This window comes from Enterobacter sp. R-25, assembly GCF_049913205.1.
GTDB lineage: Bacteria > Pseudomonadota > Gammaproteobacteria > Enterobacterales > Enterobacteriaceae > Enterobacter > Enterobacter ludwigii.
The window spans coordinates 2,654,031-2,676,088 of sequence record NZ_CP183982.1 but is presented as its reverse complement, the minus strand read 5'-3'; the positions used below and the strand labels follow the sequence as shown (position 1 = coordinate 2,676,088).

General features: G+C 57.6%; 16 protein-coding genes. 10 read left to right on the top strand and 6 right to left on the bottom strand.

From position 1 onward, the window contains the following. Positions 1-53: 53 nt before the first annotated feature. A complete protein-coding gene (gene chaA / locus ACN9MQ_RS12760) occupies positions 54-1,148 on the bottom strand; it encodes a sodium-potassium/proton antiporter ChaA (RefSeq protein ID WP_020882349.1) in 1,095 nt (364 codons plus the stop codon). 269 nt (positions 1,149-1,417) lie between these two features. On the opposite strand from chaA, the gene chaB reads away from it, so the two are divergent. Both chaB and ACN9MQ_RS12750 read left to right on the top strand, forming a co-directional pair. Further along, on the top strand, positions 1,418-1,648 hold the full coding sequence (gene chaB / locus ACN9MQ_RS12755) for a putative cation transport regulator ChaB (RefSeq protein WP_032680829.1): 231 nt from the start codon (positions 1,418-1,420) through the stop codon (positions 1,646-1,648). Positions 1,649-1,825: 177 nt separating this feature from the next. Further along, entirely contained in the window at positions 1,826-2,521 is a 696-nt protein-coding gene (locus ACN9MQ_RS12750) for a gamma-glutamylcyclotransferase (RefSeq protein WP_020882351.1), read from the top strand. A 40-nt stretch (positions 2,522-2,561) separates the two neighbouring features. On the opposite strand, the gene ACN9MQ_RS12745 is transcribed toward ACN9MQ_RS12750, so the two are convergent. The 3 genes from ACN9MQ_RS12745 to ACN9MQ_RS12735 all read right to left on the bottom strand — a co-directional run bounded on the left by ACN9MQ_RS12745 (position 2,562) and on the right by ACN9MQ_RS12735 (position 5,257). Next, positions 2,562-2,801, bottom strand: coding sequence for a DUF1883 domain-containing protein (locus tag ACN9MQ_RS12745; protein WP_014170489.1), 240 nt, complete (start codon positions 2,799-2,801; stop codon positions 2,562-2,564). A gap of 211 nt (positions 2,802-3,012) precedes the next feature. Next, positions 3,013-4,797, bottom strand: a complete 1,785-nt coding sequence (locus ACN9MQ_RS12740) for a methyl-accepting chemotaxis protein (RefSeq protein WP_063924865.1) — start codon at positions 4,795-4,797, stop codon at positions 3,013-3,015. 106 nt (positions 4,798-4,903) lie between these two features. Continuing rightward, positions 4,904-5,257, bottom strand: coding sequence for a DsrE/DsrF/TusD sulfur relay family protein (locus ACN9MQ_RS12735; protein WP_020882353.1), 354 nt, complete (start codon positions 5,255-5,257; stop codon positions 4,904-4,906). A 72-nt stretch (positions 5,258-5,329) separates the two neighbouring features. On the opposite strand from ACN9MQ_RS12735, the gene nasR reads away from it, so the two are divergent. The 7 genes from nasR to ACN9MQ_RS12700 all read left to right on the top strand — a co-directional run bounded on the left by nasR (position 5,330) and on the right by ACN9MQ_RS12700 (position 17,647). Continuing rightward, entirely contained in the window at positions 5,330-6,514 is a 1,185-nt protein-coding gene (gene nasR / locus ACN9MQ_RS12730) for a nitrate regulatory protein NasR (RefSeq protein ID WP_426021001.1), read from the top strand. Between the two features lie 228 nt (positions 6,515-6,742). Continuing rightward, positions 6,743-7,990 carry a CmpA/NrtA family ABC transporter substrate-binding protein gene (locus ACN9MQ_RS12725; protein ID WP_426021002.1) on the top strand — a complete coding sequence of 416 codons (1,248 nt, stop codon included), beginning with the start codon at positions 6,743-6,745 and terminating at the stop codon, positions 7,988-7,990. A 2-nt stretch (positions 7,991-7,992) separates the two neighbouring features. Further along, a complete protein-coding gene (ntrB, locus tag ACN9MQ_RS12720) occupies positions 7,993-8,874 on the top strand; it encodes a nitrate ABC transporter permease (protein ID WP_014170482.1) in 882 nt (293 codons plus the stop codon). Between the two features lie 9 nt (positions 8,875-8,883). Beyond that, positions 8,884-9,672 carry an ABC transporter ATP-binding protein gene (locus ACN9MQ_RS12715; RefSeq protein WP_014170481.1) on the top strand — a complete coding sequence of 263 codons (789 nt, stop codon included), beginning with the start codon at positions 8,884-8,886 and terminating at the stop codon, positions 9,670-9,672. Between the two features lie 11 nt (positions 9,673-9,683). Continuing rightward, positions 9,684-13,670, top strand: coding sequence for a nitrite reductase large subunit NirB (nirB, locus tag ACN9MQ_RS12710; protein WP_426021003.1), 3,987 nt, complete (start codon positions 9,684-9,686; stop codon positions 13,668-13,670). Then, complete coding sequence (locus tag ACN9MQ_RS12705; RefSeq protein WP_426021004.1) at positions 13,667-16,165, top strand: molybdopterin-dependent oxidoreductase; 2,499 nt, start codon at positions 13,667-13,669, stop codon at positions 16,163-16,165. The genes nirB and ACN9MQ_RS12705 overlap by 4 nt, the downstream gene beginning before the upstream one ends. 75 nt (positions 16,166-16,240) lie before the next feature. Beyond that, positions 16,241-17,647, top strand: coding sequence for a YchO/YchP family invasin (locus tag ACN9MQ_RS12700; RefSeq protein WP_426021005.1), 1,407 nt, complete (start codon positions 16,241-16,243; stop codon positions 17,645-17,647). 3 nt (positions 17,648-17,650) lie between these two features. Here ACN9MQ_RS12700 and narL read toward each other — a convergent pair whose 3' ends face one another. Beyond that, positions 17,651-18,301: a two-component system response regulator NarL gene (narL, locus tag ACN9MQ_RS12695; protein WP_003856701.1), complete on the bottom strand. Its 651-nt coding sequence runs from the start codon at positions 18,299-18,301 to the stop codon at positions 17,651-17,653. Further along, complete coding sequence (gene narX / locus ACN9MQ_RS12690; protein WP_025203922.1) at positions 18,294-20,090, bottom strand: nitrate/nitrite two-component system sensor histidine kinase NarX; 1,797 nt, start codon at positions 20,088-20,090, stop codon at positions 18,294-18,296. Before narX ends, narL begins: the two co-directional genes overlap by 8 nt. A 309-nt stretch (positions 20,091-20,399) precedes the next feature. Between narX and ACN9MQ_RS12685 the strand changes: the two genes are divergently transcribed. After that, positions 20,400-21,797 carry a NarK family nitrate/nitrite MFS transporter gene (locus tag ACN9MQ_RS12685; RefSeq protein ID WP_020882361.1) on the top strand — a complete coding sequence of 466 codons (1,398 nt, stop codon included), beginning with the start codon at positions 20,400-20,402 and terminating at the stop codon, positions 21,795-21,797. The last annotated feature ends 261 nt before the right edge of the window (positions 21,798-22,058 follow it).

Genomic DNA, 22,058 nt, shown 5'->3' with positions numbered 1-22,058 from the left:
TCTCCCGATGGAAGAGGTGTCGGGTGTGGCCTCAGAGCCTCACCGAACAACGCTTAGGCAAATATCGTCATCAGATAGGCCACAAACAGCGCCATGTGCGCCGCGCCGTTCAGCACGTTGGTGCGCCCGGTCGAGAAGGATATCTGGCACAGCAGCAGTGAAGCCACCATCACAATCATCTCTGGCGCACCCAGCGCGAACTGCAGCTCGTTACCGGTCATAAAGGCAATCAGCGTCACCACCGGCACGGTGAGTGAGATTGTCGCCAGGACCGAGCCAAAGAACAGATTCATTGCGCGTTGCACCTGATTGTTCAGCACCGCTCTCAGCGCCCCCAGCCCCTCAGGCGACAGGATAAGCAGCGCCACCAGGAAACCGGTAAACGCGACCGGGGCATTCAGCTCGGTTAATAGCGTCTCCAGCGGGTTGGCGTTCATTTTGGTCACGGCGATAACCGCAATCAGATGTACGATCAACCAAACCGTATGCCACGCGCTGCTATGAGCCGACGGCTTACCGTGATGCGGGTCGTCGCCGTCATCTTCATGTTCATAGACGAACAGGCTCTGGTGCGTTTTGGTCTGAATCAGCAGGAACACGCCGTACATGGCTGCGGAAATCAGCGCAACCAGCAGCGCCTGACCGGTTGAGAAGTTGGCCCCCGGCAATGCCATCGGAAAGACCAGCACAATAATCGCCAGCGGGAAAAGGGCAATCAGATACTGTTTTATGCCGAACAGATTCATGTACTGGGTCGCAAATTTGCGGCCGCCCAGTAACAGTGAAAAGCCCACCAGACCACCTGTCACAATCATAATGATGGAGTAGAGGGTGTCACGCATCAGGGTCGGTGCGGCGTCACCGGTCGCCATCAGCGCGGAAATCAGGCTGACTTCGAGGATAACCACCGAAAGGCTGAGAATTAACGAGCCGTAAGGCTCACCCAGGCGGTGGGCTAATACGTCCGCATGGCGAACGACGCTAAAGGCGCTGGTTAAGATACCCACCAGAGCAAGAATATTGATACCAACTACCACTGGCAGTGACTGACTGCTTCCCCAGAAGAGCAGCACAGCCAGTGCCAGGACCGGGAAAATGAGTGATGTCTCCTTGTGGCGGGTCTTCACCGCCTCGTGTGCTGCTGTCATGTGCTTCTCCATCAATGCAGGTGCTTGTAATTATAGATAGAATTTTCGGTCATTAAATTAACAGATCTCTGTTAAATACCCTTGATTTTTTACTCAATTTTACTGTTTGTAATGTTTTGGCTTTGGGGTGTCGATAATGGAACGTGTTCTGTAATTAATCCTTTAATAACATAATATTAAAATTATCATTTACGCATAATTCTCAATTGACTGGCACCATGCCGTATCGTCGTCCACACTTATCTCTTTAACCAAAAGAGGGGTTAGCGATGCCATATAAAACGAAACGCGAATTACCAGACAGCGTGCAACACGTATTGCCCGCGCACGCGCAGGATATCTACAAAGAGGCCTTTAACAGCGCCTGGGATCAGTACAAAGATAAAGAAGATCGACGTGATGATGCCAGCCGTGAAGAGACCGCGCACAAAGTCGCCTGGGCCGCAGTAAAACATGAATATGAGAAAGGAGACGACGATAAATGGCATAAAAAGAAATAGCCGTGAAATCATTCGCTGCCTTCGTTTTGACTTTTCAGGCGGTTGAACTTCCGTTGTATTGCAACTGGCCCGTGAATTGCTTATCGTTACTCAACTGCTGGCAAAATGACCAGCACACAATGCCGGGAAGGCGGATTACAGATGTCGCAAGGAAGCATGCAGTGGCGGAGGTGGAAAGTGTTAACGCGTGATTTCTTAATGAAGGCAGATTGTAAGACGGCATTTGGTGCTATTGAGGAATCGCTTCTCTGGTCAGCTGAACAACGTGCGGCGTCGCTCGCTGCCACGCTGGCGTGCCGCCCGGATGATGGCCCGGTATGGATTTTTGGCTACGGTTCGCTGATGTGGAACCCGGCTCTCGAATTTGTCGAATCGGCAACAGGCACACTTCCTGGCTGGCATCGCGCATTTTGTTTGCGCCTGACAGCCGGTCGAGGTAGCGCGTGTCAGCCGGGACGCATGCTTGCACTAAAAGAGGGCGGACGCACCACGGGGGTGGCCTACCGCCTGCCGGATGCAACGCTGGAAGACGAACTGACGCTGCTGTGGAAGCGCGAGATGATCACCGGCTGCTATATGCCGAGCTGGTGCAAGCTGGAACTCGATGACGGACGTACCGTTAACGCGCTGGTGTTTATTATGGATCCGCGCCATCCGCTGTATGAAGCGGATACCCGCACGCAGGTTATTGCCCCGTTGATCGCTGCCGCCAGTGGGCCGCTGGGCACCAACGCGCAGTATCTCTTTTCGCTCGACCAGGAGCTGACCCGCCTCGGCATGAAGGACGATTGTCTGAATGAGCTGGTGGTGAAAGTGAAAGCGCTGCTGGAAGGGAACCCGCTGAATAATACGCTGCGTCCCGGTTTTGCCTGAGAATGCGCCCGGCTGCGTGAGCAGACCGGGCGTTTGTGACTTATGCAGCAACGTAGCTTACGGAATGCTCCAGTGACTGGCTATGGCTGTCAATCAGGACATCCCACGTGCCGGTGTACGGCACGGTAAGCCATGCCTTGTCATCCTGCACGGTCAGGATATCCGCCTGCGAGTGTTGTTGTGCTTTCGAACTCATCAAATGAATGCGGCAGCGCTCAGAACACCGCACCACGACCGTATCCCCGCCAAACAATTTCAAACTTGTTTTTACCAGTGCCATTTTTTACCCCGTAGTCTTAAACAACGCTCTCCCTGCTGCCATATCCGAGCGTGATATTGTTCACAATTCACTCATGGCATAACACCAAAGGGGGAGGGTGAGGATGCTGACTTTGATCAAAAAATGGCGTAACGATTAAACAAAAATGACAAAATTTCTGAAAATTTACTCTGGCGCGCGTTTTGCCCGGTGAACGCGCGCCACCCTAAAATTAAATGCGGAAATGTCCGGCAGTTTCAGCAAGGTCGCCCGCCTGGCTCTGCAGCGCGCCGGCTGCAGCCGCAGATTGCACCACCAGTTCGGCGTTCTGCTGAACCATTCTGTCCAGATGGGTCACCGCATGGTTAATCTCCTGGATGCCTTTCATCTGCTCGCTGGTGGCGATGGAGATTTCACGCATGATGCCCGACACGCTACCGATGCTGGAGCGGATTTCGTTCATGCTTTCCCCGGCCAGATGAACGTAGCGGGAGCCGGTAGCCACGCTGTTGGTGGTGGAATCGATAAGCGTTTTAATCTCTTTCGCCGCCTGCGCGCTGCGGCTGGCCAGATTACGCACTTCGCCGGCCACCACGGCAAACCCACGGCCTTGCTCTCCGGCGCGTGCGGCTTCCACCGAGGCATTCAGCGCCAGGATATTGGTCTGGAAGGCAATCCCGTCAATCACGCTGGTGATGTCGCCAATCTTCGCGGAAGCCACTTCAATGGACTGCATGGTGCTGATGGCCTGCGATACCACCTCGCCGCCGCGAGCTGCCGCCGCAGAGGCCTTACTCGCCTGGTCATTGGCTTCAGCCGCAGACTCGTTCGACTGGGTTACCGACGCGGTGATCTCTTCCACGGCGCTGGCCGTTTCGCGAAGGCTGGAGGCGGCCTGCTCGGTACGCCCTGAGAGGTCCTGGTTACCTGCCGCAATTTCCCGCGCGGCGTTTTTCACCGATGCGCTGGCATCCCGCAGTTGTACCATCACCACCGAGAGCTTGTCGCTGAAGGCGTTAAACGCCTGCGCTATTTGCGCCACTTCGTCATCGCCGCTCTCCGGCAGGCGTTGCGACAGATCGTTAGTGCCGTTCGCAATGTTATGCATCGCATCGCGAATGTCAGACAGGCGCTTCAGCAGACGCGCAATCAGGAAGTGAACAATGGCGCCGCTGAGTAAGGCCAGGATCACCAGCGAGATGGCCGAGGCTTTCAGCAGCGAGCGCATTCCGGAGGTGGCATCGCCTGTGTCCAGGGCAACAACCAGCATCCAGTTCGTGCCCGGCACGGCGGTTGCCACGAAGGTTTTTTCGGCGCCATTGAAGGTCCCGTTTACCGGGTTTCCGCTTTTCAGCGCCGCAAAGTCGATGCCTTTGAGGGTTTCGGCGAACGGTTTAAGCGTCAGGGCAGGGTCGCTGGCGGCAATGACGGTGCCATCGCTATTCAGCAGCAGTCCGCTGCTTGCCGGGGTTGGGTGGATCCCGCGCACGTTAGCAACCACGCTGTCCATCGCCACATCGCCAGCCACCACGGCTTTCAGGGTACCGTTTTCTTTCACCGGCACGGCAAACGTCACCACCAGTTTTCCACTACCGGCGTCAACATATGGCGCGGTCACGACCGGGCTATCCTGGTTTACGACCTGCTGATACCAGGGACGGATCGTGGGGTCATAATCCGCCGGTACACCCGCTGGTTCAGAGAATTTCGCCGTTTTGCTGGCATAGCCAACGTATACGTTAGTGAACCCACCCGCCTGGGCAAGCTGTTTAAAGACCGGAACCGGATCGTCACTGAGCGCAACGGTTTGTGCGGAGGCGATAACCGTCATTTTGCTCTTCACCCAGTCGGCAATCGCCATGTTATGGCTGGCGCTGGTGCTGGTCAGGATGTCGCGCTGTGACTGCTGGTTATCCTGGCGTGTGACCTGAAAATTGATGACAGTATTAAGAAGAAGGGCGACGACCAGACAACCTGTCGTCGCGGCAATGATGCGTGCACGAATGGATCTGAACATAAGTGAAATACCTGCTGTGTTGTTTCCATGCCTATCGGCAACCCTGCAGGTAAACTTGATGCTGAAACCGCGTCCATAAGAAAATAATATTTTTACGGGTTTATTATTAAAAAGTTAATACTTTATCGGCGCGCAGAGTCCACTCGGCCAGTTCAACGAGCGTGCCGATTTCCACACCTTCAATCAGCGGTAATCCGGTGATGCCGCGCCCGTCGGTGCAGGTCTTGCACAGTTTGACCGGAACGTTTTGCGCGGTCAGGATCTCCAGCATCTGCTGGATGTTGTAACCTTCTGCCGGTTTTTGTCCCTTCAGCCCGGCGGTGACCGCATCCGACATTAAAAAGAGCCGTAACTCCAGTTCACTCTCTTTATCACGTAGCGCGATCGCCAGACGCAGGCTGTTAAAAAGGGATTCGCTGCCGTAAGCCGCACCGTTGGCGACGATAACAATCTTTTGCATGTTGACTCCTGTTCTTTTAAAGGCACGAATATTGCTTAGCTATCCAGGGTTTCGCTGTCCGGGAGAGTAAGCATGACATTAATGGCTGGCATTTCGCCAGGTGCGACCGAATGGCTCCAGCGTGCAAGGTCGATGCGCCGGGAGCAACTGAGCAGGCTGGCACAGCTTGGCGTGCTGGTTAACGCGATCAGCCTTCTGGTGCATATGCTGCAGTGCGAGCGTGGAGCCTCTAACGTCTGGCTCTGCTCACAGGGTAAGCTGTACGCTGCCGAATGCAAAGCGAGCCGGGCGCTGGTGAATGAAAACCTCACTGCGCTTTATGACGTTCTGGATAATCACTCCCCGTTCCAGGGCAGCGGCGTATGCGAACGTATAGCCGCCGCGCTGCTCAGTCTGGATAACCTGTCAGCCCTTCGTGATGGCGTTATTCAGCAAACCATTACGGCCCCGCAGGCGATGGATCACTATTGTCGCATCCTGCGTCATCTGCTCAGTATCGTACCGCAGCTTAATGACAGCATTGACGATCCGCAAATCGCAGGCCGTTTTGTCGCGCTTTATAGCCTGATGCAGGGTAAAGAGCTGGCGGGACAAGAGCGGGCGCTGGGCGCCATTGGCTTCACGCAGGGCTATTTTGACGATGGCATCCGTCAGCGGCTGGTGGACCGGATTGACGGACAGCAGGCCTGCTTCGAGATTTTCATGACCCACAGCACGGCGGATGTGCAAACCACCTTTTCCCAGAATTGCCAGCCTGACCGTGAGACGGAGCAACTGAGGCGCGTGGCCTGTACCCGCCAGCCAGCCGCTGACAATGGCCATACCGCACTGGCCTGGTTTGCTCTGCAAACGGCACGCCTTGAGCATCTGCGTACCCTGGAGGAGATGGTTATCGCCGATCTGATGATCGCGGTGGACGAGCGTATCCATCGACAGGAGGACTACACGCTACCGGCTGAGGAGCAGGACGATCCGCTGGCCTCTTATCCGGGTAAGCCCTTGTTAACCCTGGTTCGCCAGCAGGCGCGCGAGATAGAACAGCTTTCCCGTCAGCTCGCGTCACTGCGCGATACGCTCGAAGAGCGCAAAACCATCGATAAAGCGAAAAGCGTACTGATGACCCATCAAAAGATGAGTGAGGAACAGGCATGGACGGCGCTGCGTAAAATGGCGATGGACAAAAATCAGCGCATGGTAGATATCGCCCGCGCGCTGCTCACCGTGAAGAGCTTGTGGCAGGTAACCCCTAAGGAGTAGCTGCACAATCAGTGGGCATTTAGTGCCTGATTGAGGTGCGCGGTCGTGGGGAATTCCCGGTAAACGCCCGGAAAACAGGGCAGTAAAACCTGGCATTCCCTTTGCATTATCTGATTAACCATTTTTGACGGTGCGCCAACGGCGGTGCATCTGTCTTCGGGATAAAGGCGTCCAGCGGTGCTTCGGCACGGGTGGGCGCTTTTTTTTGTCTTTTTTTCAGGAGTGGTCATGGCGGATTTGTCGAGACGGCGGTTTTTACAGGCCAGCATGCTGGCGAGCGGCGCCATGTTGTTACCGGGCGTCATGCAGGCCGCGTGGGCGGCCGGCTCGGATAAACCGGAGCAGGAGACGGTGCGCATCGGGTTTATACCGTTAACCGACTGCGCGCCGGTGGTTATCGCGGCGCTGAAGGGGTTTGATAAAAAATATGGCATCACCATCGTGCCAACCAAAGAGGCAAGCTGGGCAGCCGTGCGCGATAAGCTGGTGGCAGGCGAACTGGACGCCGCCCACATTCTTTACGGCCTGCTGTACGGGCTGGAGCTGGGGCTTGCCGGTAAGCCACAGCAGATGGCAAACCTGATGACCCTGAACCAGAACGGTCAGGCCATCACGCTCTCCAGCGATCTGGCCGAGAAGGGCGTTCGCGATCTCGACGGGTTGAAAACGCTGATTGGGCAGCAGGCACCCGGCACTTACACCTTCGCACACACTTTCCCGACCGGTACGCATGCGATGTGGCTGTACTACTGGCTGGCCAGCGCGGGCATTAATCCGTTCGATGACGTCCGGACCGTGGTTGTGCCGCCGCCGCAAATGGTGATGAACATGCGGATTGGCAACATGGTCGGCTTTTGCGTTGGTGAGCCGTGGAATGCGCGCGCCATTAACGACCGCATCGGGTTTACCGCCGCAACGTCCCAGTCGATCTGGGCCGATCATCCGGAAAAAATTCTTGGCACACGCCGCGACTGGGTGGAGAAAAACCCGAACACCGCGCGGGCGCTGGTGAGTGCGGTACTGGAAGCCGCACGCTGGATCGATGCATCACCAGACAACAAACGTGAGACCGCCCAAATCCTCTCTCGCCGGGCGTGGCTGAACACCAAAGAGCAGTATCTCACCGGACGGATGCTGGGAGAGTACGACAACGGGCTTGGCCAGCGCTGGCAGGATGCGCATCCGATCCGTTTCTTCAACGAGGGTGCCGTCAGCTATCCGTACCTCTCCGACGGGATGTGGTTTTTAACCCAGTTCCGCCGCTGGGGCTTGCTCAAATCGGCGCCGGATTATGCCGCCATCGCGCAGCGCATTAACCAGACCTCGGTCTGGCAGGATGCCGCCACGGCGGTGGGAGGCATATCCACCCCGTCATCACCGTATCGCAGCAGCACCCTGATGGACGGTACCATCTGGAACGGTACCGATCCGGACGGTTACGCCAACCGCTTCGCTATTCACCGTAAAGGGGCCTGATTATGCAGCATCTGCACAGCACGAAATCGAAAGACGAGACGCCGGCGAGCGGGGAAGTGATTACCCTCCCTCCGGTACAGGTTCGCCGCCGCGCACCGACGTTCACGCGACGGATGAATGACCTTCTGCAGCGCGTGATCCCGGCGCTGCTGGGGCTCGGGTTACTGGTGTTGCTCTGGCAGCTGGCCGCGATCAACAGCAAAGGGTTCCCGACGCCGCTCAGCACGCTGGATTCCGCATTAACGCTCTTCGCTGACCCGTTTTACCGCGACGGGCCAAACGATATGGGTATCGGCTGGAACGTGCTCGCTTCGCTGCAGCGCGTGGCGGTGGGCTTTGGTCTGGCGGCGCTCGCGGGGATCCCGCTCGGTTTCTTGATCGGTCGCTTCACCTTTTGTTCGCGCATGTTCAGCCCGTTGATTGCACTGTTACGCCCGGTCAGTCCTTTAGCCTGGCTGCCTATCGGCCTGCTGCTGTTCCAGAAAGCGGAGCCCGCCTCCAGCTGGACCATTTTTATCTGCTCAATATGGCCAATGGTGATTAACACCGCCGAAGGGGTACGTCGTATTCCGCAGGATTACCTTAACGTTGCCCGCGTGCTGCAGCTCTCCGAGTGGACCATCATGCGGCGGATCCTCTTCCCGGCCGTGCTGCCCGCAGTGCTGACCGGGGTTCGCCTCTCTATTGGCATCGCCTGGCTGGTCATTGTCGCCGCCGAGATGCTCACCGGTGGGCTGGGGATCGGCTTCTGGATCTGGAATGAGTGGAACAACCTCAACGTCGAAAACATTCTCATCGCCATCGTCATCATTGGCGTGGTCGGGTTGCTGCTGGAGCAGGGGCTGATGCTGATCGCCCGTCGCTTTAGCTGGCAGGAAAAATAAGGAGCGAAGATGAAACCATTAATTCAGGTCCAGGCCGTGAGCCAGCGTTTTTCTACCGCCAGCGGCGAGTTTCTGGCGCTGCAGAACGTCTCTTTTGATATTCACGAAGGCGAAACCGTGAGCCTGATTGGCCACTCCGGGTGCGGCAAATCGACGTTGCTCAACCTGATTGCCGGGATCACCCTGCCGACCGAAGGTGGGCTGATTTGCGATAACCGCGAAATCGCCGGGCCAGGACCGGAGCGTGCGGTGGTATTTCAGAACCATTCTCTGCTGCCGTGGCTCACCTGCTTCGACAACGTTGCGCTGGCGGTGGATCAGGTCTTTCGCCGCACCATGAGCAAGGCGGAGCGCAAGGAGTGGATTGAACACAACCTCGATCGCGTCCAGATGGGGCATGCCCTGCATAAACGGCCTTCGGAAATCTCCGGCGGCATGAAACAGCGCGTTGGTATTGCCCGTGCGCTGGCGATGAAGCCGAAGGTCCTGCTGATGGATGAACCGTTTGGCGCGCTGGATGCGCTCACGCGCGCGCATCTGCAGGACTCGGTGATGCAAATCCAGCAGGCGCTGAACACCACCATCGTGCTTATCACCCACGATGTGGACGAGGCTGTGCTGCTTTCTGACCGGGTACTGATGATGACTAACGGCCCGGCGGCCACCGTCGGCGAGGTGCTGCACGTTGACCTGCCTCGCCCGCGTAATCGGGTTCAGCTGGCGGACGATAGCCGCTATCACCATATGCGTCAGCAGATCCTCCATTTCCTCTATGAAAAACAGCCTAAAGCGGCGTAACGGAGGCGGTGATGCGACTGATCGTTATCGGTAATGGGATGGCCGCAACACGGCTGATTGCCTCGCTGACCGAGCGTGCGCCCGGTCGCTTCACGATCACCGTGTTTGGCGAGGAGTCGGAACACGCTTACAACCGCATCATGCTCTCGCCGGTACTGGGCGGGGAAAAACAGGCGCAGCAGATCCGCCTGCAGGATGACGCCTGGTATCACGCACGGGGTGTGACGGTACGACGGGGCGAAAAGGTGCTCTCCGTGGATGTTGAGAAACGCGAGGTCCGTACCACAGCAACCACGCTGGCCTGGGACGAACTGGTCTTTGCCACCGGGTCGACGCCTTTTGTACCTCCCATTCCGGGCGGTGACGCTCCGCATGTCTTCACCTTTCGTACGCTGGCCGATATCCGCGCGATTCAGGAGAACCCGGGGCCAGCTGTAGTGCTGGGCGGTGGGGTGCTCGGCGTTGAGGTCGCTGCGGCACTGGCCCGGTCTTGTGACAACGTCACGCTGGTGCATCGTAGTGCGTGGCTGATGGAACAGCAGCTCGATCGGCAGGCAGGCGTTTTGCTTGAAGAGGCGCTGGCGGAGCGCGGCGTTCGCTGCGAACTGTCATCGGGAGTGACCGCCATTGCGGCGGATGCCGTGACGTTACACAACGGACGCAAGATTAACGCCTCTCGCGTGGTGCTGGCGACCGGCGTGCAGCCCAATGTCGCACTGGCAAAAGCCAGCGGCATTCACTGCGCCCGCGGCATTGTGGTCAACCACCAGATGCAGACCTCAGTCCCGGCGATCAGCGCCATCGGTGAGTGCTGCGAAATCGACGGCCAGACGTTCGGCCTGGTCGCACCTTGCCTGGCGCAGGCGGATATCCTCGCCGCCCGGCTGGCTGGGGAGGCTAGCACGCCATTTGCCCTGACCGACAGCGGCATGCGCCTCAAAGTGCCCGGTGTGGAGCTGTTCAGCGCCGGGCGAGCAGAGGTTCTGCCGGACGATGTGGTCTGGAGCGCCTGGGATCCGCTGACCCGTCACTATCGCCGTTTGTTACTGCATCGCGGTGCGCTTGCTGGGGTACTGCTGATGGGGGATTGCCGCAGCGCGGCAACATTCACCGATTTACTGGCAACGGCTGCGCCCGCCCACGCGGACTGGCTGTTCAATCGATTCACTACGCAACCGCAGGTTGCAGGACAAAACGCTATGACAAAACCTACGCTGGTGGTGGTTGGACACGGTATGGTCGGCCATCATTTTCTTGAAGACTGTGTGAAGCGCAATTTGCACCGGCAGTACCAGATTATCGTTTTTGGCGAAGAGCGCTATGCCGCCTACGATCGTGTGCATTTGTCAGAGTATTTTGGCGGACGAAGCGCAGAATCGCTCTCGCTGGTGGACGGTGATTTCTTTGCTGAACACGGCATTGAGCTTCGCCTCTCGCAGCAAATTGTGAGTATCGATCGCGACGCACACGTCGTGCGTACCGCCAGTGGGCATGAAACCCACTGGGACAAACTGGTGCTGGCGACCGGCTCGTACCCGTTTGTGCCTCCGGTACCGGGCAGCACGCTGCCAGGCTGCTTTGTTTACCGTACGCTGGACGACCTGGATAACATCGCCGCACAGGCAAAGCAATCCCGTCGCGGGGTGGTCATTGGCGGTGGCCTGCTGGGACTGGAAGCCGCGAATGCCCTGAAACAGCTGGGCCTGGAAACGCACGTCGTGGAGTTTGCGCCACACCTGATGGCGGTACAACTCGACAACGACGGCGCGGCCATGCTGCGCAAAAAAATCGAAGCGCTTGGCGTGGGCGTTCACACCAGCAAAGCCACCACCGACATCGTCTCTGCGAACGGCGGGCTGGTGATGCGCTTTGCGGACGGTGAACAGCTGGAAACTGACATCGTGGTCTTCTCTGCAGGTATTCGCCCGCAGGATGCACTGGGGCGCAGCAGTGGCCTGGCGACCGGAGAGCGCGGCGGGATTTGCATTGATAACCAGTGCCAGACTTCCGATAAAGACGTGTTCGCTATCGGCGAATGTGCGCTGTGGGAGAGTAAAATTTTTGGTCTGGTCGCCCCGGGTTATCAGATGGCGCGGGTGGCATCGGCCACGCTGGCGGGAGAGGCGAGCGCCTTTACCGGGGCTGACATGAGCACCAAACTGAAGCTGCTGGGGGTAGATGTGGCCTCGTTTGGCGATGCCCATGGAAGAACACCCGGCGCGCTTAGCTATCAATGGACGCATGGTCCGCAGCAAATCTATAAAAAGATCGTGGTCAGTGAGGACAATAAAACCCTGTTGGGCGGCGTACTGGTGGGGGATGCCAGCGAATATGCGACCCTGGTGCAGATGATGCTCAACGGCATAGCGTTGCCCAAAGAGCCTGAAACGCTGATTTTACCTTCCTTCGCCGGGAGCGCGCCAAAAGCCCTCGGCGTGGCGGCACTGCCTGACAGTGCGCAGATCTGCTCCTGCCATAACGTCAGCAAAGGTGATATCTGTCAGGCGGTAAGTGCCGGTGCCGCGGATATTGGAGCCATAAAACAGTGCACCAAAGCCGCGACCGGTTGCGGAGGATGCAGCGCGCTGGTGAAACAGGTGATGGAGTACCAGCTTGCGGAGCAGGGCGTGGAGGTGAAAAAGGACATCTGCGAACACTTCCCGTGGTCGCGTCAGGAAATCTATCACCTGGTGCGCGTCAATCATATTCGTACCTTCGACCAGCTTATCAGCCGTTACGGGCAGGGGCACGGTTGCGAAATCTGTAAACCGCTGGTGGGGTCAGTGCTCGCCTCCTGCTGGAATGAGTACCTGCTGAAACCGGCACATCTGCCGTTGCAAGATACCAACGACCGTTATTTTGCCAATATTCAGAAAGACGGGACGTACTCCATCGTGCCCCGGATGCCTGCAGGGGAAGTGTCGGCCGACGGCTTGATAGCTATCGGCCAGATTGCCAAACGCTACCAACTGTACAGCAAAATCACGGGCGGGCAGCGTATCGACCTCTTTGGCGCCACGCTCGACCAACTGCCGGCGATCTGGCAGGCGCTGGTGGAGGCCGGATTTGAGACCGGTCACGCGTACGGTAAATCCCTGCGCACGGTGAAATCCTGCGTCGGGTCGACCTGGTGCCGCTATGGCGTGCAAGATTCCACGCGTCTCGCGGTCACGCTTGAGCACCGCTATAAAGGCTTACGCGCGCCGCACAAAATTAAAATGGCCGTGTCCGGTTGTACCCGTGAATGTGCGGAGGCTCAGAGCAAGGACGTGGGCGTCATTGCGACCGACAAAGGCTGGAACCTTTATCTCTGCGGTAACGGCGGCATGAAACCGCGCCATGCGGATCTTTTTGCCAGCGATCTGGATGACGAGACGCTGATCCGCACCGTCGACCGTTTCCTGATGTTCTACATCCGCACGGCGGATCGCCTGCAGCGTACCAGTACGTGGATGGACAATCTGGAAGGGGGGATTGACTACCTGCGCGAGGTGATTCTTCACGACAGCCTGGGCATTGCGCACGAGCTGGAACAGGAGATGGCCCGCGTGGTGGAAACCTACCAGTGTGAATGGCAGACCACGCTTAACGATCCGAGCCGTCTGGCGCTGTTCCGTACCGAAGTGAACCGTCAGCCGGTAGAAGAGAATAAACGCTGGCAAGCGGTCTGCGCTATCGATGAGATCCCTGAGCAGGCGGGGATCGGCGCCCGGCTGGGGCGAAAACCGATTGCGCTTTTCCGCTTTGGTCAATCCGTCTATGCCCTCGACGACCTCGAGCCGGGCAGCACAGCAAACGTGCTTTCACGCGGTATTCTCGGCGATGCTGCCGGCGAGCCGGTAGTCATCTCTCCGCTCTATAAGCAGCGTATCCGTCTGCGCGACGGCTGTCAGGCCGATAACGGGGAACCTGCGGTGCGCGCCTGGCCGGTGAAAATAGAAAACGGTCAGGTGTGGGTCGGGAACGACGCGCAGATCTTGCGTGCGGAGGCGTCATGAATGAAACCCGAACGACGTGCCCTTACTGCGGGGTGGGTTGCGGCGTGATCGCAACGGTAGAGGGTGAGAAGGTCACCGTGCGCGGAGATGAACGCCATCCCGCCAGTTTTGGACGCCTGTGCGTTAAAGGCTCGGCATTAGGCGAAACGACCGGTCTGCAGGGGCGACTGCTGCACCCGGTGGTCGACGGGCAGGAGGTGAAATGGTCCCGGGCGCTGGCGGCGGCTGGTGAACGGCTGCAGACCATCATCGACACCTGGGGACCGCAGGCGGTGGCGTTTTACGCCTCCGGCCAGCTGCTGACCGAAGACTATTACGCCGCCAATAAGCTGATGAAAGGGTTTATCGGTGCGGCAAACATTGATACCAACTCGCGGCTCTGTATGTCGTCCGCGGTGACAGGCTACAAGCGCGCGTTTGGTGAAGATGTGGTGCCGTGCAGCTATGAGGATGTGGAAAACAGCGATCTGGTGGTGCTGGTCGGGTCGAATGCGGCATGGACCCATCCGGTGCTGTATCAGCGGCTGGTACAGGCGCGCCAGAACAACCCTGCGATGAAAGTTGTGGTCATCGACCCACGCAAAACGGCCACCTGTGATATCGCTGACCTGCATCTGGCACTTACGCCCGGCAGTGACGCCGGGCTGTTTGTCGGTTTACTCAATCTGATTCAGGGAACCGACGCGTGGCCCATCGCCCGGGTGGCTGAGTTTTGTGGCCTCTCAACCGAGGACGTGGGGGCCTTCTACGACTGGTTTGTGACTGCGCCGCGGGCCATCACGCTCTACACCATGGGCATTAATCAGTCCTCAAGCGGCAGCGACAAGTGTAATGCCATCATCAACGTTCATCTGGCCAGCGGAAAATTCGCCCGTCAGGGTTGCGGACCGTTTTCGCTGACCGGACAGCCTAACGCGATGGGGGGGCGGGAGGTGGGTGGGCTGGCGAACCAGCTTGCCGCTCACATGAATTTCGAGCCGGAGTCTCTTTCGCGGGTGGCGCGTTTCTGGGGTACGGAAAGACTGGCCCAGACGCCGGGCCTGATGGCGGTGGAGTTGTTTGATGCGATCGCCCGCGGCGAAGTGAAAGCGGTGTGGATCATGGGCACCAATCCTGCCGTCTCGCTGCCGGACAGCCACGCGGTGTGCCAGGCGCTGGAACATTGCCCGCTGGTGATTGTCTCCGAGGTGATGCAGGAGACCGACACCAGCCGCTATGCCCATATCCGCTTCCCGGTGCAGGCGTGGGGGGAGAAAGACGGTACGGTAACCAATTCCGAGCGGCGTATTTCGCGCCAGCGCGCCTTTCTGCCGACGCCGGGAGAGACCAAACCGGACTGGTGGGTCATCGCCCGGGTGGCACAGGCGCTGGGCTATGGTGAAGCCTTCGCCTGGGAACATCCGCAGCAAATTTTTTGTGAGCATGCAGCACTCTCGGCCTTTGAAAATGACGGTGCGCGGGCGTTTAACCTTCATGAACTGGCGTCACTTACCCGTGAGGAATGGGACCGGCTTGAGCCTTATCAGTGGCCAGCGGGGGCCTTTGCGCGCCGGGAAATTGTGCCGGTAGAGCCTCAGCCACACGGTGCGGCAATAAACGCGCTATACCCGCTGATTCTCAATACCGGGCGTATCCGCGATCAGTGGCACACCATGACCCGGACGGGGTACGTCCCGAAACTGATGCAGCATAGTGCTGAGCCGTGTGTTGAGATCGGCGCCGCAGATGCCATGCGCTTCTCACTGTGCGACGGACAGCTGGCGCGCATCAGTTCTCCGCGTGGGGTGATGCTGGCAAAAGTGCGTATCACTGACGGGCAGCGAGAAGGTGAGCTGTTTGTGCCAATGCACTGGAATGCCCAGTTTGCCCGCCAGGGGAAGGTGAATGCGCTGGTGGAGGGGCGTTGTGACCCGCTGTCCGGTCAGCCCGAGAGTAAACAGACGGCCGTCAGGATTATGCCCTGGCAGCCGGGCTGGCAGGGTGAGCTTTATGCCCGTGAACTGCCGGAGCTTCCCCCCTCTGTCTGCTGGTGGCGTAAAGTCTCACGTCTGACGGTGGCGGGGGATAAGCCGTTGCTGGCGTGGGTTATGCAGTACGCCAGTGAACGGGGCTGGCAGCTGCAGGTCGCGCAGACCAGCGAGCGCAGCAGCGTGCTGGCCTGGCATGACGGACAACTGATGCTCGGGTTCTGGGAAGGCACTGCGTTACCGCCACTGGCGCACGCGGTAATTGAAGCCGCGTTTCGTTCACCTCCCGTGACGCTTGCTGAGCGCCACGCGTTGTTGAATGGACAGGGATCCGGGGACAGTGTCGATCCGGGCCGGATCATCTGCAGCTGTTTCAGCGTGGGGGAAAACGTCATACGCGAGGCGATTGGGGGAGGGTGTGATTCCGTCGCGGCGCTGGGTGCCAGGCTGCGCTGCGGAACGAACTGCGGCTCCTGTGTGCCTGAACTAAAAACAATGTTTCAGGATATTCCGGAAAATTCCTCTTAAGGCTGCAAAACGTGAGAAATAACGGTAAGGTACCCGGTGTTCTCACGTAAGCATCGGGTATTTCTTACGACGTTAATGGCTGTTTCATCTCATCTTCGTTTGCTTGTTTTACTCCCCCTCATTCCGGTCGGAGCCGTTCACGGTGCGCCGAATTCCTTTGTGCAACAGGCACAGAACCCCTTTGATAACAACGGGGATAATCTGCCCGATCTCGGCATGGCGGCGCCCACGACCGAGGGCGAAAAACATCTGGCAGAAATGGCGAAAGCGTTTGGCGAAGCCAGTATGACCGATAACGGCCTGACGACAGGCGAGCAGGCGCGTCAGTTTGCCTTTGGCAAGGTTCGTGACGCGGTGAGCGGCGAAGTGAACCAGCATATTGAATCCTGGCTTTCACCGTGGGGGAACGCCAGCGTGAACTTGCTGGTGGATGACGACGGCAAATTTAACGGCAGCAGCGGCAGCTGGTTTATTCCGTGGAACGATAACAACCGTTATCTGAGCTGGAGCCAGCTTGGCCTGACGCAGCAGACTGACGGTCTGGTGAGCAATGCCGGCATTGGGCAGCGCTGGGTTGCCGGAAAATGGTTGCTCGGCTACAACACCTTTTACGACAACCTGCTGGATGAAAACCTGCAGCGTGCCGGGTTAGGTGCGGAAGTGTGGGGCGAGAACCTGCGTCTGTCTGCGAACTATTATCAGCCCTTTGCCGGCTGGCGCGATCGCTCTGATATTCAGGAGCAGCGCATGGCCCGGGGGTACGACGTGACCGCTAAAGCGTGGCTGCCGTGGTTCCATCACCTGAATACCAGCGTCAGTTTTGAGCAATATTTTGGTGATAACGTTGACCTGTTCAACAGCGGTACCGGTTATCACAACCCGGTGGCGGTCAATCTGGGGCTGAATTATACCCCCGTTCCGCTGGTGACCCTCACCGCCGGGCATAAGCAAGGGGAGAGTGGGGTGAGCCAGAATAATCTTGGCCTCAAGCTCAACTACCGCTTTGGCGTGCCGCTGGTGAAGCAACTTTCTGCCAGTGAAGTCGCCGCCACCCGTTCTCTGCGCGGCAGTCGCTATGATTCGCCAGAGCGGGATAACCTGCCGGTGATGGAGTTCCGCCAGAGCAAAACGTTGTCCGTCTACCTGGCGACACCGCCGTGGGATCTTAAAGGGGGCGAAACCGTGATGCTTAAGCTGCAGATCCGCAGTAAGCACGGGATTCGCCAGCTTCACTGGCAGGGAGATACGCAGGCGCTGAGTCTGACATCGCCGGCCAACAATACCAGCGAAGACGGCTGGAGCGTGATTATGCCTGCCTGGGATGACAGTGAAGGCGCGAGCAACCGCTGGCGGCTTTCGGTGGTGGTCGAAGATAATGATGGCAAGCGCGTCTCGTCCAATGAGATCACGCTGGCTGTGGCGCAACCGCTTGTGGCATTACCCACCGACGATCCGCGCTGGAAGCTGCTGCCGGATGAATAATGCTTAAAAAATACGTTCCTGGTGTACCCATACCGCGGCTTCAACCCGGGATTTTAACTTCATTTTCTTCAGCATATGTTTCACATGCACTTTGACCGTGCTTTCGGTGATATCCAGGCGACGCGCAATCATTTTATTCGGCAGGCCCTGGGCAATCAGCTTCAGAATATCGCGCTCACGCGGCGTTAGCTGGCTGACATCGCGATCCGAGGTGGCGCGGTTTGCCCGCAGGCTGGCGGCCAGCACCGGGGTTAAGGCTTCGCTCAGTACCATCTCACCCGCGGCGGCCTGTTGCAGGGCCTTGAGCAGATCTTCTGGCTCCATATCTTTCAGCAGGTAGCCGTCCGCGCCACGCTTGAGCGCCGTCACCACATCCTCTTCATGATTTGAGACGCTAAAGACCACTACGCGTCCGGAGAGCGATTTTTCCCGCAGCTTGTCGAGCGTTTCCAGACCGTTCATGCCCGGCATGTTGAGATCGAGCAGGATCAGATCGGGATCAAGCGATTCGGCAAGCTCAATGCCCTGTTCGCCATTGCTGGCTTCGCCAACGACGGTGATATCGGGTGCCATGCTGACCAGCTGTTTAACGCCAGTACGCAGCATCGGATGGTCGTCAATCAACAGGATGGATGCCGGTTCCTGATTAGTCATGGGTTTCTCCTTGAGCAGTTGTGAGCGGTTTTTCGGGAATAAAGGTGACCACGACTTCCGTGCCACCTGTCTCTCGCCGGCGAACCTGGCAATCACCGCGCAGGCTTTGGGCGCGGTCTCGCATGATAATTAAACCATAATGGTTAGTTCTTTCGGCATTTTCCGGCACGCCGCAGCCGTTGTCATGAACCGTGAGCCTGACCTGATTATCGTGCTGGCTGACGGTAACGGTGACCGCCGTCGCGTCAGCGTGTTTGAGCACGTTGCTCAGGGCTTCACGGGCGATCTGCAGTAAATGAATCGCCTGATGGGAGGGGACAAACCGCGGCGGCAGCTGATAATCAAGCTTCACCGGGAACCCCAGTCGGGCGCTAAATTCATGGCAGCTGGACTCCAGCGCGGGGCGGAGGCCAGGCTCGGTCAGCTGCAGGCGGAAGGTGGTCAACAGCTCGCGAAGCTGAATCCATGAGGTATTGAGTTCGTTGCGGATCTGGCTCAGCAGCTGTTTGTTGCTTTCCGGCATCTCCGCATCCTGCATCTGCAGACAGCTGACCTGCATTTTCATACAGGAGAGCGACTGGGCGATGGAGTCATGCAGTTCGCGCGCGATAGTCGCACGCTCTTCCATGACGATCAGCTGCTGTTGCTTTTCCTGATGGCGGTCGAGCGCCAGCGTAGCGGTCAGCTGTTCGACCAGCGTATCGACCAGCTGCTGCTGATCGTGGCTCAGATGCCGCCCGGCGGGCAACGTGGCCAGCAGGATACCGTACTGGGTATGGCTGTCCGTCAGTCGCCACTTCAGCGTCGTACCGCCGGAGGTCAGGGGCGGCAAGCCTCGCGGGCAAAGATGACAGCCTTTGTCATCGCAGGACATGTCGGACTGACAGGTAAATTCCTGATGATTATCTTCATCTTCAACATCGTAGACCCGCAGCTCCAGGTCATGCAGCAAGGTCAGATTTTGCAGGCCATTCAGCACCGGCGAGAGGCGTTCACATAACGGCACCTGCATATGCAGACGACGATTGGCCTGCCACAGGAAGGAGAGGATTTCATTTTTCTGCTCCAGCCCTGCCGTTTTCTCCTGCACGCGTTTTTCCAGCACGGCGTAGCTTTCAGAGAGTTCTTCCGACATGGTATTGAGCGCCTGGCCCAGCATCGCCATTTCATTCCGCCCGCTGATATGCGTGCGCTGAGTAAAATCGCGTGCGGTTACCGCGCGGGCCATTGCCAGCAACTGTTTCCAGGGGTTCAACAGCCGGGCGCGCAGCCAAAGAATGGTGAAAATCAGCAGCAGCCCCATAAACAACGCCATGGCACGGTGAACCATCAGCACCCGGTCGATACGCAATTCTGTGGTCTGATCGAAAGAGGAGACCAGCGCGTCAATGCGCGACACAAAGCCCGCGACGTCCCGTGCTACGGTCTCAGTATTGCGCGCCTGTTTCAGACCAGGCTGAAGCTGGGTGTGCCAGTAGTTTTGCAGGGATTTAAGCTGTGATTCCTGCCCGTCACGGATGGCGGCACGTTCCAGCTCCGGGCTGAACGCGGTACGCTCCATTTCGTCGATCAGAGGCTGATCGTCTTCCGTCAGCGGTACCGACGCCAGCAGGCGATAACTCTGCATGCGCAGAGAGCCTGCCTCGTTGATGGCATGCGCATTACCCTGTACGCCCTGTACCAGCCAGCCAGAAATCGCCATACCGGTCACACCGAGGGCGGTGGACAGCATAACGATCAGTGCCAACTGGTTAACCAGTGTTAGCGGAGATAAACATCTTTTTAACATAGAGTTGCCGGGCTCCTGACGTGGCCTGCTTGCAGGAATGGCGCTATTCTGGTGCATACCCAGGAGTATACCCATACCAATAAAGGATTACCCCTAAATTGCCAACGGAGTAAGCGGCAGGAGGAGGCAGTATCGGAGACGCTTCAGTGCCGTGAAAAACCACGTCTTTTTTACTGAAATAGCCTACTCACTAAGGATAAGGGCTTTTTTCGCGCCGTAAAACCTCCCACTTTTCCTTTGATTTATATCAACTTACCGCCGCCCTAAAACCCTAATGTTTGCAGCATCATTCGAGAATCAGAGGTGTCTATGAGTCACTCATCCGCTCCCGAAAGGGAAAATGGTGCCGTTATTACTGAATGGCGTCCAGAGGATCCGGCGTTCTGGCAACAGCGCGGCCATCGTATAGCGAGCCGGAATCTGTGGATTTCCGTTCCGTGTTTGCTGTTAGCGTTTTGCGTATGGATGTTGTTTAGTGCAGTGGCAGTCAATCTGCCAAAAGTGGGTTTTACCTTTACGACCGATCAGCTGTTTATGCTGACCGCGTTGCCGTCGCTGTCCGGTGCGCTGCTGCGCGTCCCTTACGCGTTTATGGTGCCGGTGTTTGGCGGTCGTCGCTGGACGGCGTTCAGTACGGGCATCATGATCGTACCTTGCGTGTGGCTGGGTTTTGCGGTGCAGGATACCTCCACGCCTTTCAGCGTGTTCGTGATTATCTCCCTGCTGTGCGGTTTTGCTGGCGCTAACTTCGCCTCCAGTATGGCGAACATCAGCTTCTTCTTCCCGAAAGCGAAGCAGGGCGGTGCGCTGGGTATTAACGGCGGTCTGGGAAACATGGGCGTAAGCGTGATGCAGTTAATTGCACCGCTGGCAATCTCTGTCTCCATTTTTGCAGCCTTTGGTGGCGGTGGCGTCGAGCAGGCGGATGGTTCTTCCCTGTACCTGCAGAATGCGGCGTGGATTTGGGTTCCGTTCCTGGTGGTCTTCACCCTGGCGGCATGGTTCTTTATGAACGATCTGTCGGCATCTAAGGCTTCGCTGAGCGAGCAGTTGCCGGTGCTGAAACGCGGGCACCTGTGGGTCATGGCGCTGCTTTATCTGGCAACCTTCGGGTCGTTTATCGGTTTCTCCGCAGGCTTTGCCATGCTGTCCAAAACACAGTTCCCGGAAGTGCAGATCCTGCAGTTTGCCTTCTTTGGTCCGTTCATCGGTGCCCTGGCGCGTTCGCTGGGCGGTATGGTGTCTGACCGTCTGGGCGGAACACGCGTGACGCTGGTGAACTTTGTGATCATGGCTGTTTTCTGTGCGCTGCTGTTCCTGACGCTGCCAGCCAATGGCCAGGGGGGCAACTTTACCGCCTTCTTCGGCGTGTTTATGGTGCTGTTCCTGACGGCCGGTCTGGGTAGCGCATCGACCTTCCAGATGATTTCCGTTATCTTCCGTAAACTGACGATGGATCGCGTTAAAGCGCAGGGCGGAAGCGAAGAGCAGGCCATGCGTGAAGCCGCGACGGATACGGCTGCTGCACTGGGCTTTATCTCTGCCATCGGCGCAATTGGCGGCTTCTTTATTCCGAAAGCGTTCGGTATCTCTCTGGACCTGACCGGCTCTCCGGCAGGGGCAATGAAAGTCTTCCTCGTTTTCTATATCGCCTGCGTAGTGATTACGTGGCTGGTATATGGCCGTAATACCAAGAAAAATAAGTAAGTGTGATTATCCGTTTGCGCGGCCTTCGGGCCGCGTTTTTTTATTACCACAGTAGTTACAACATACTGATGGCGTTTAAGGAACAATGCCTGCGGGTAACACTGTGATCGCCATCGCTTTACAGGGCGGTCTACCCCTTAATACCTGAGATGTTAAATTTAGCCCTCCTTTTTGTACGGTAAATTATAAATATCATTATAAATTAATGGCTTATAAAAATTAAAAACCTACCGCTTTGGTGGTATCCGATCTAATACCCCA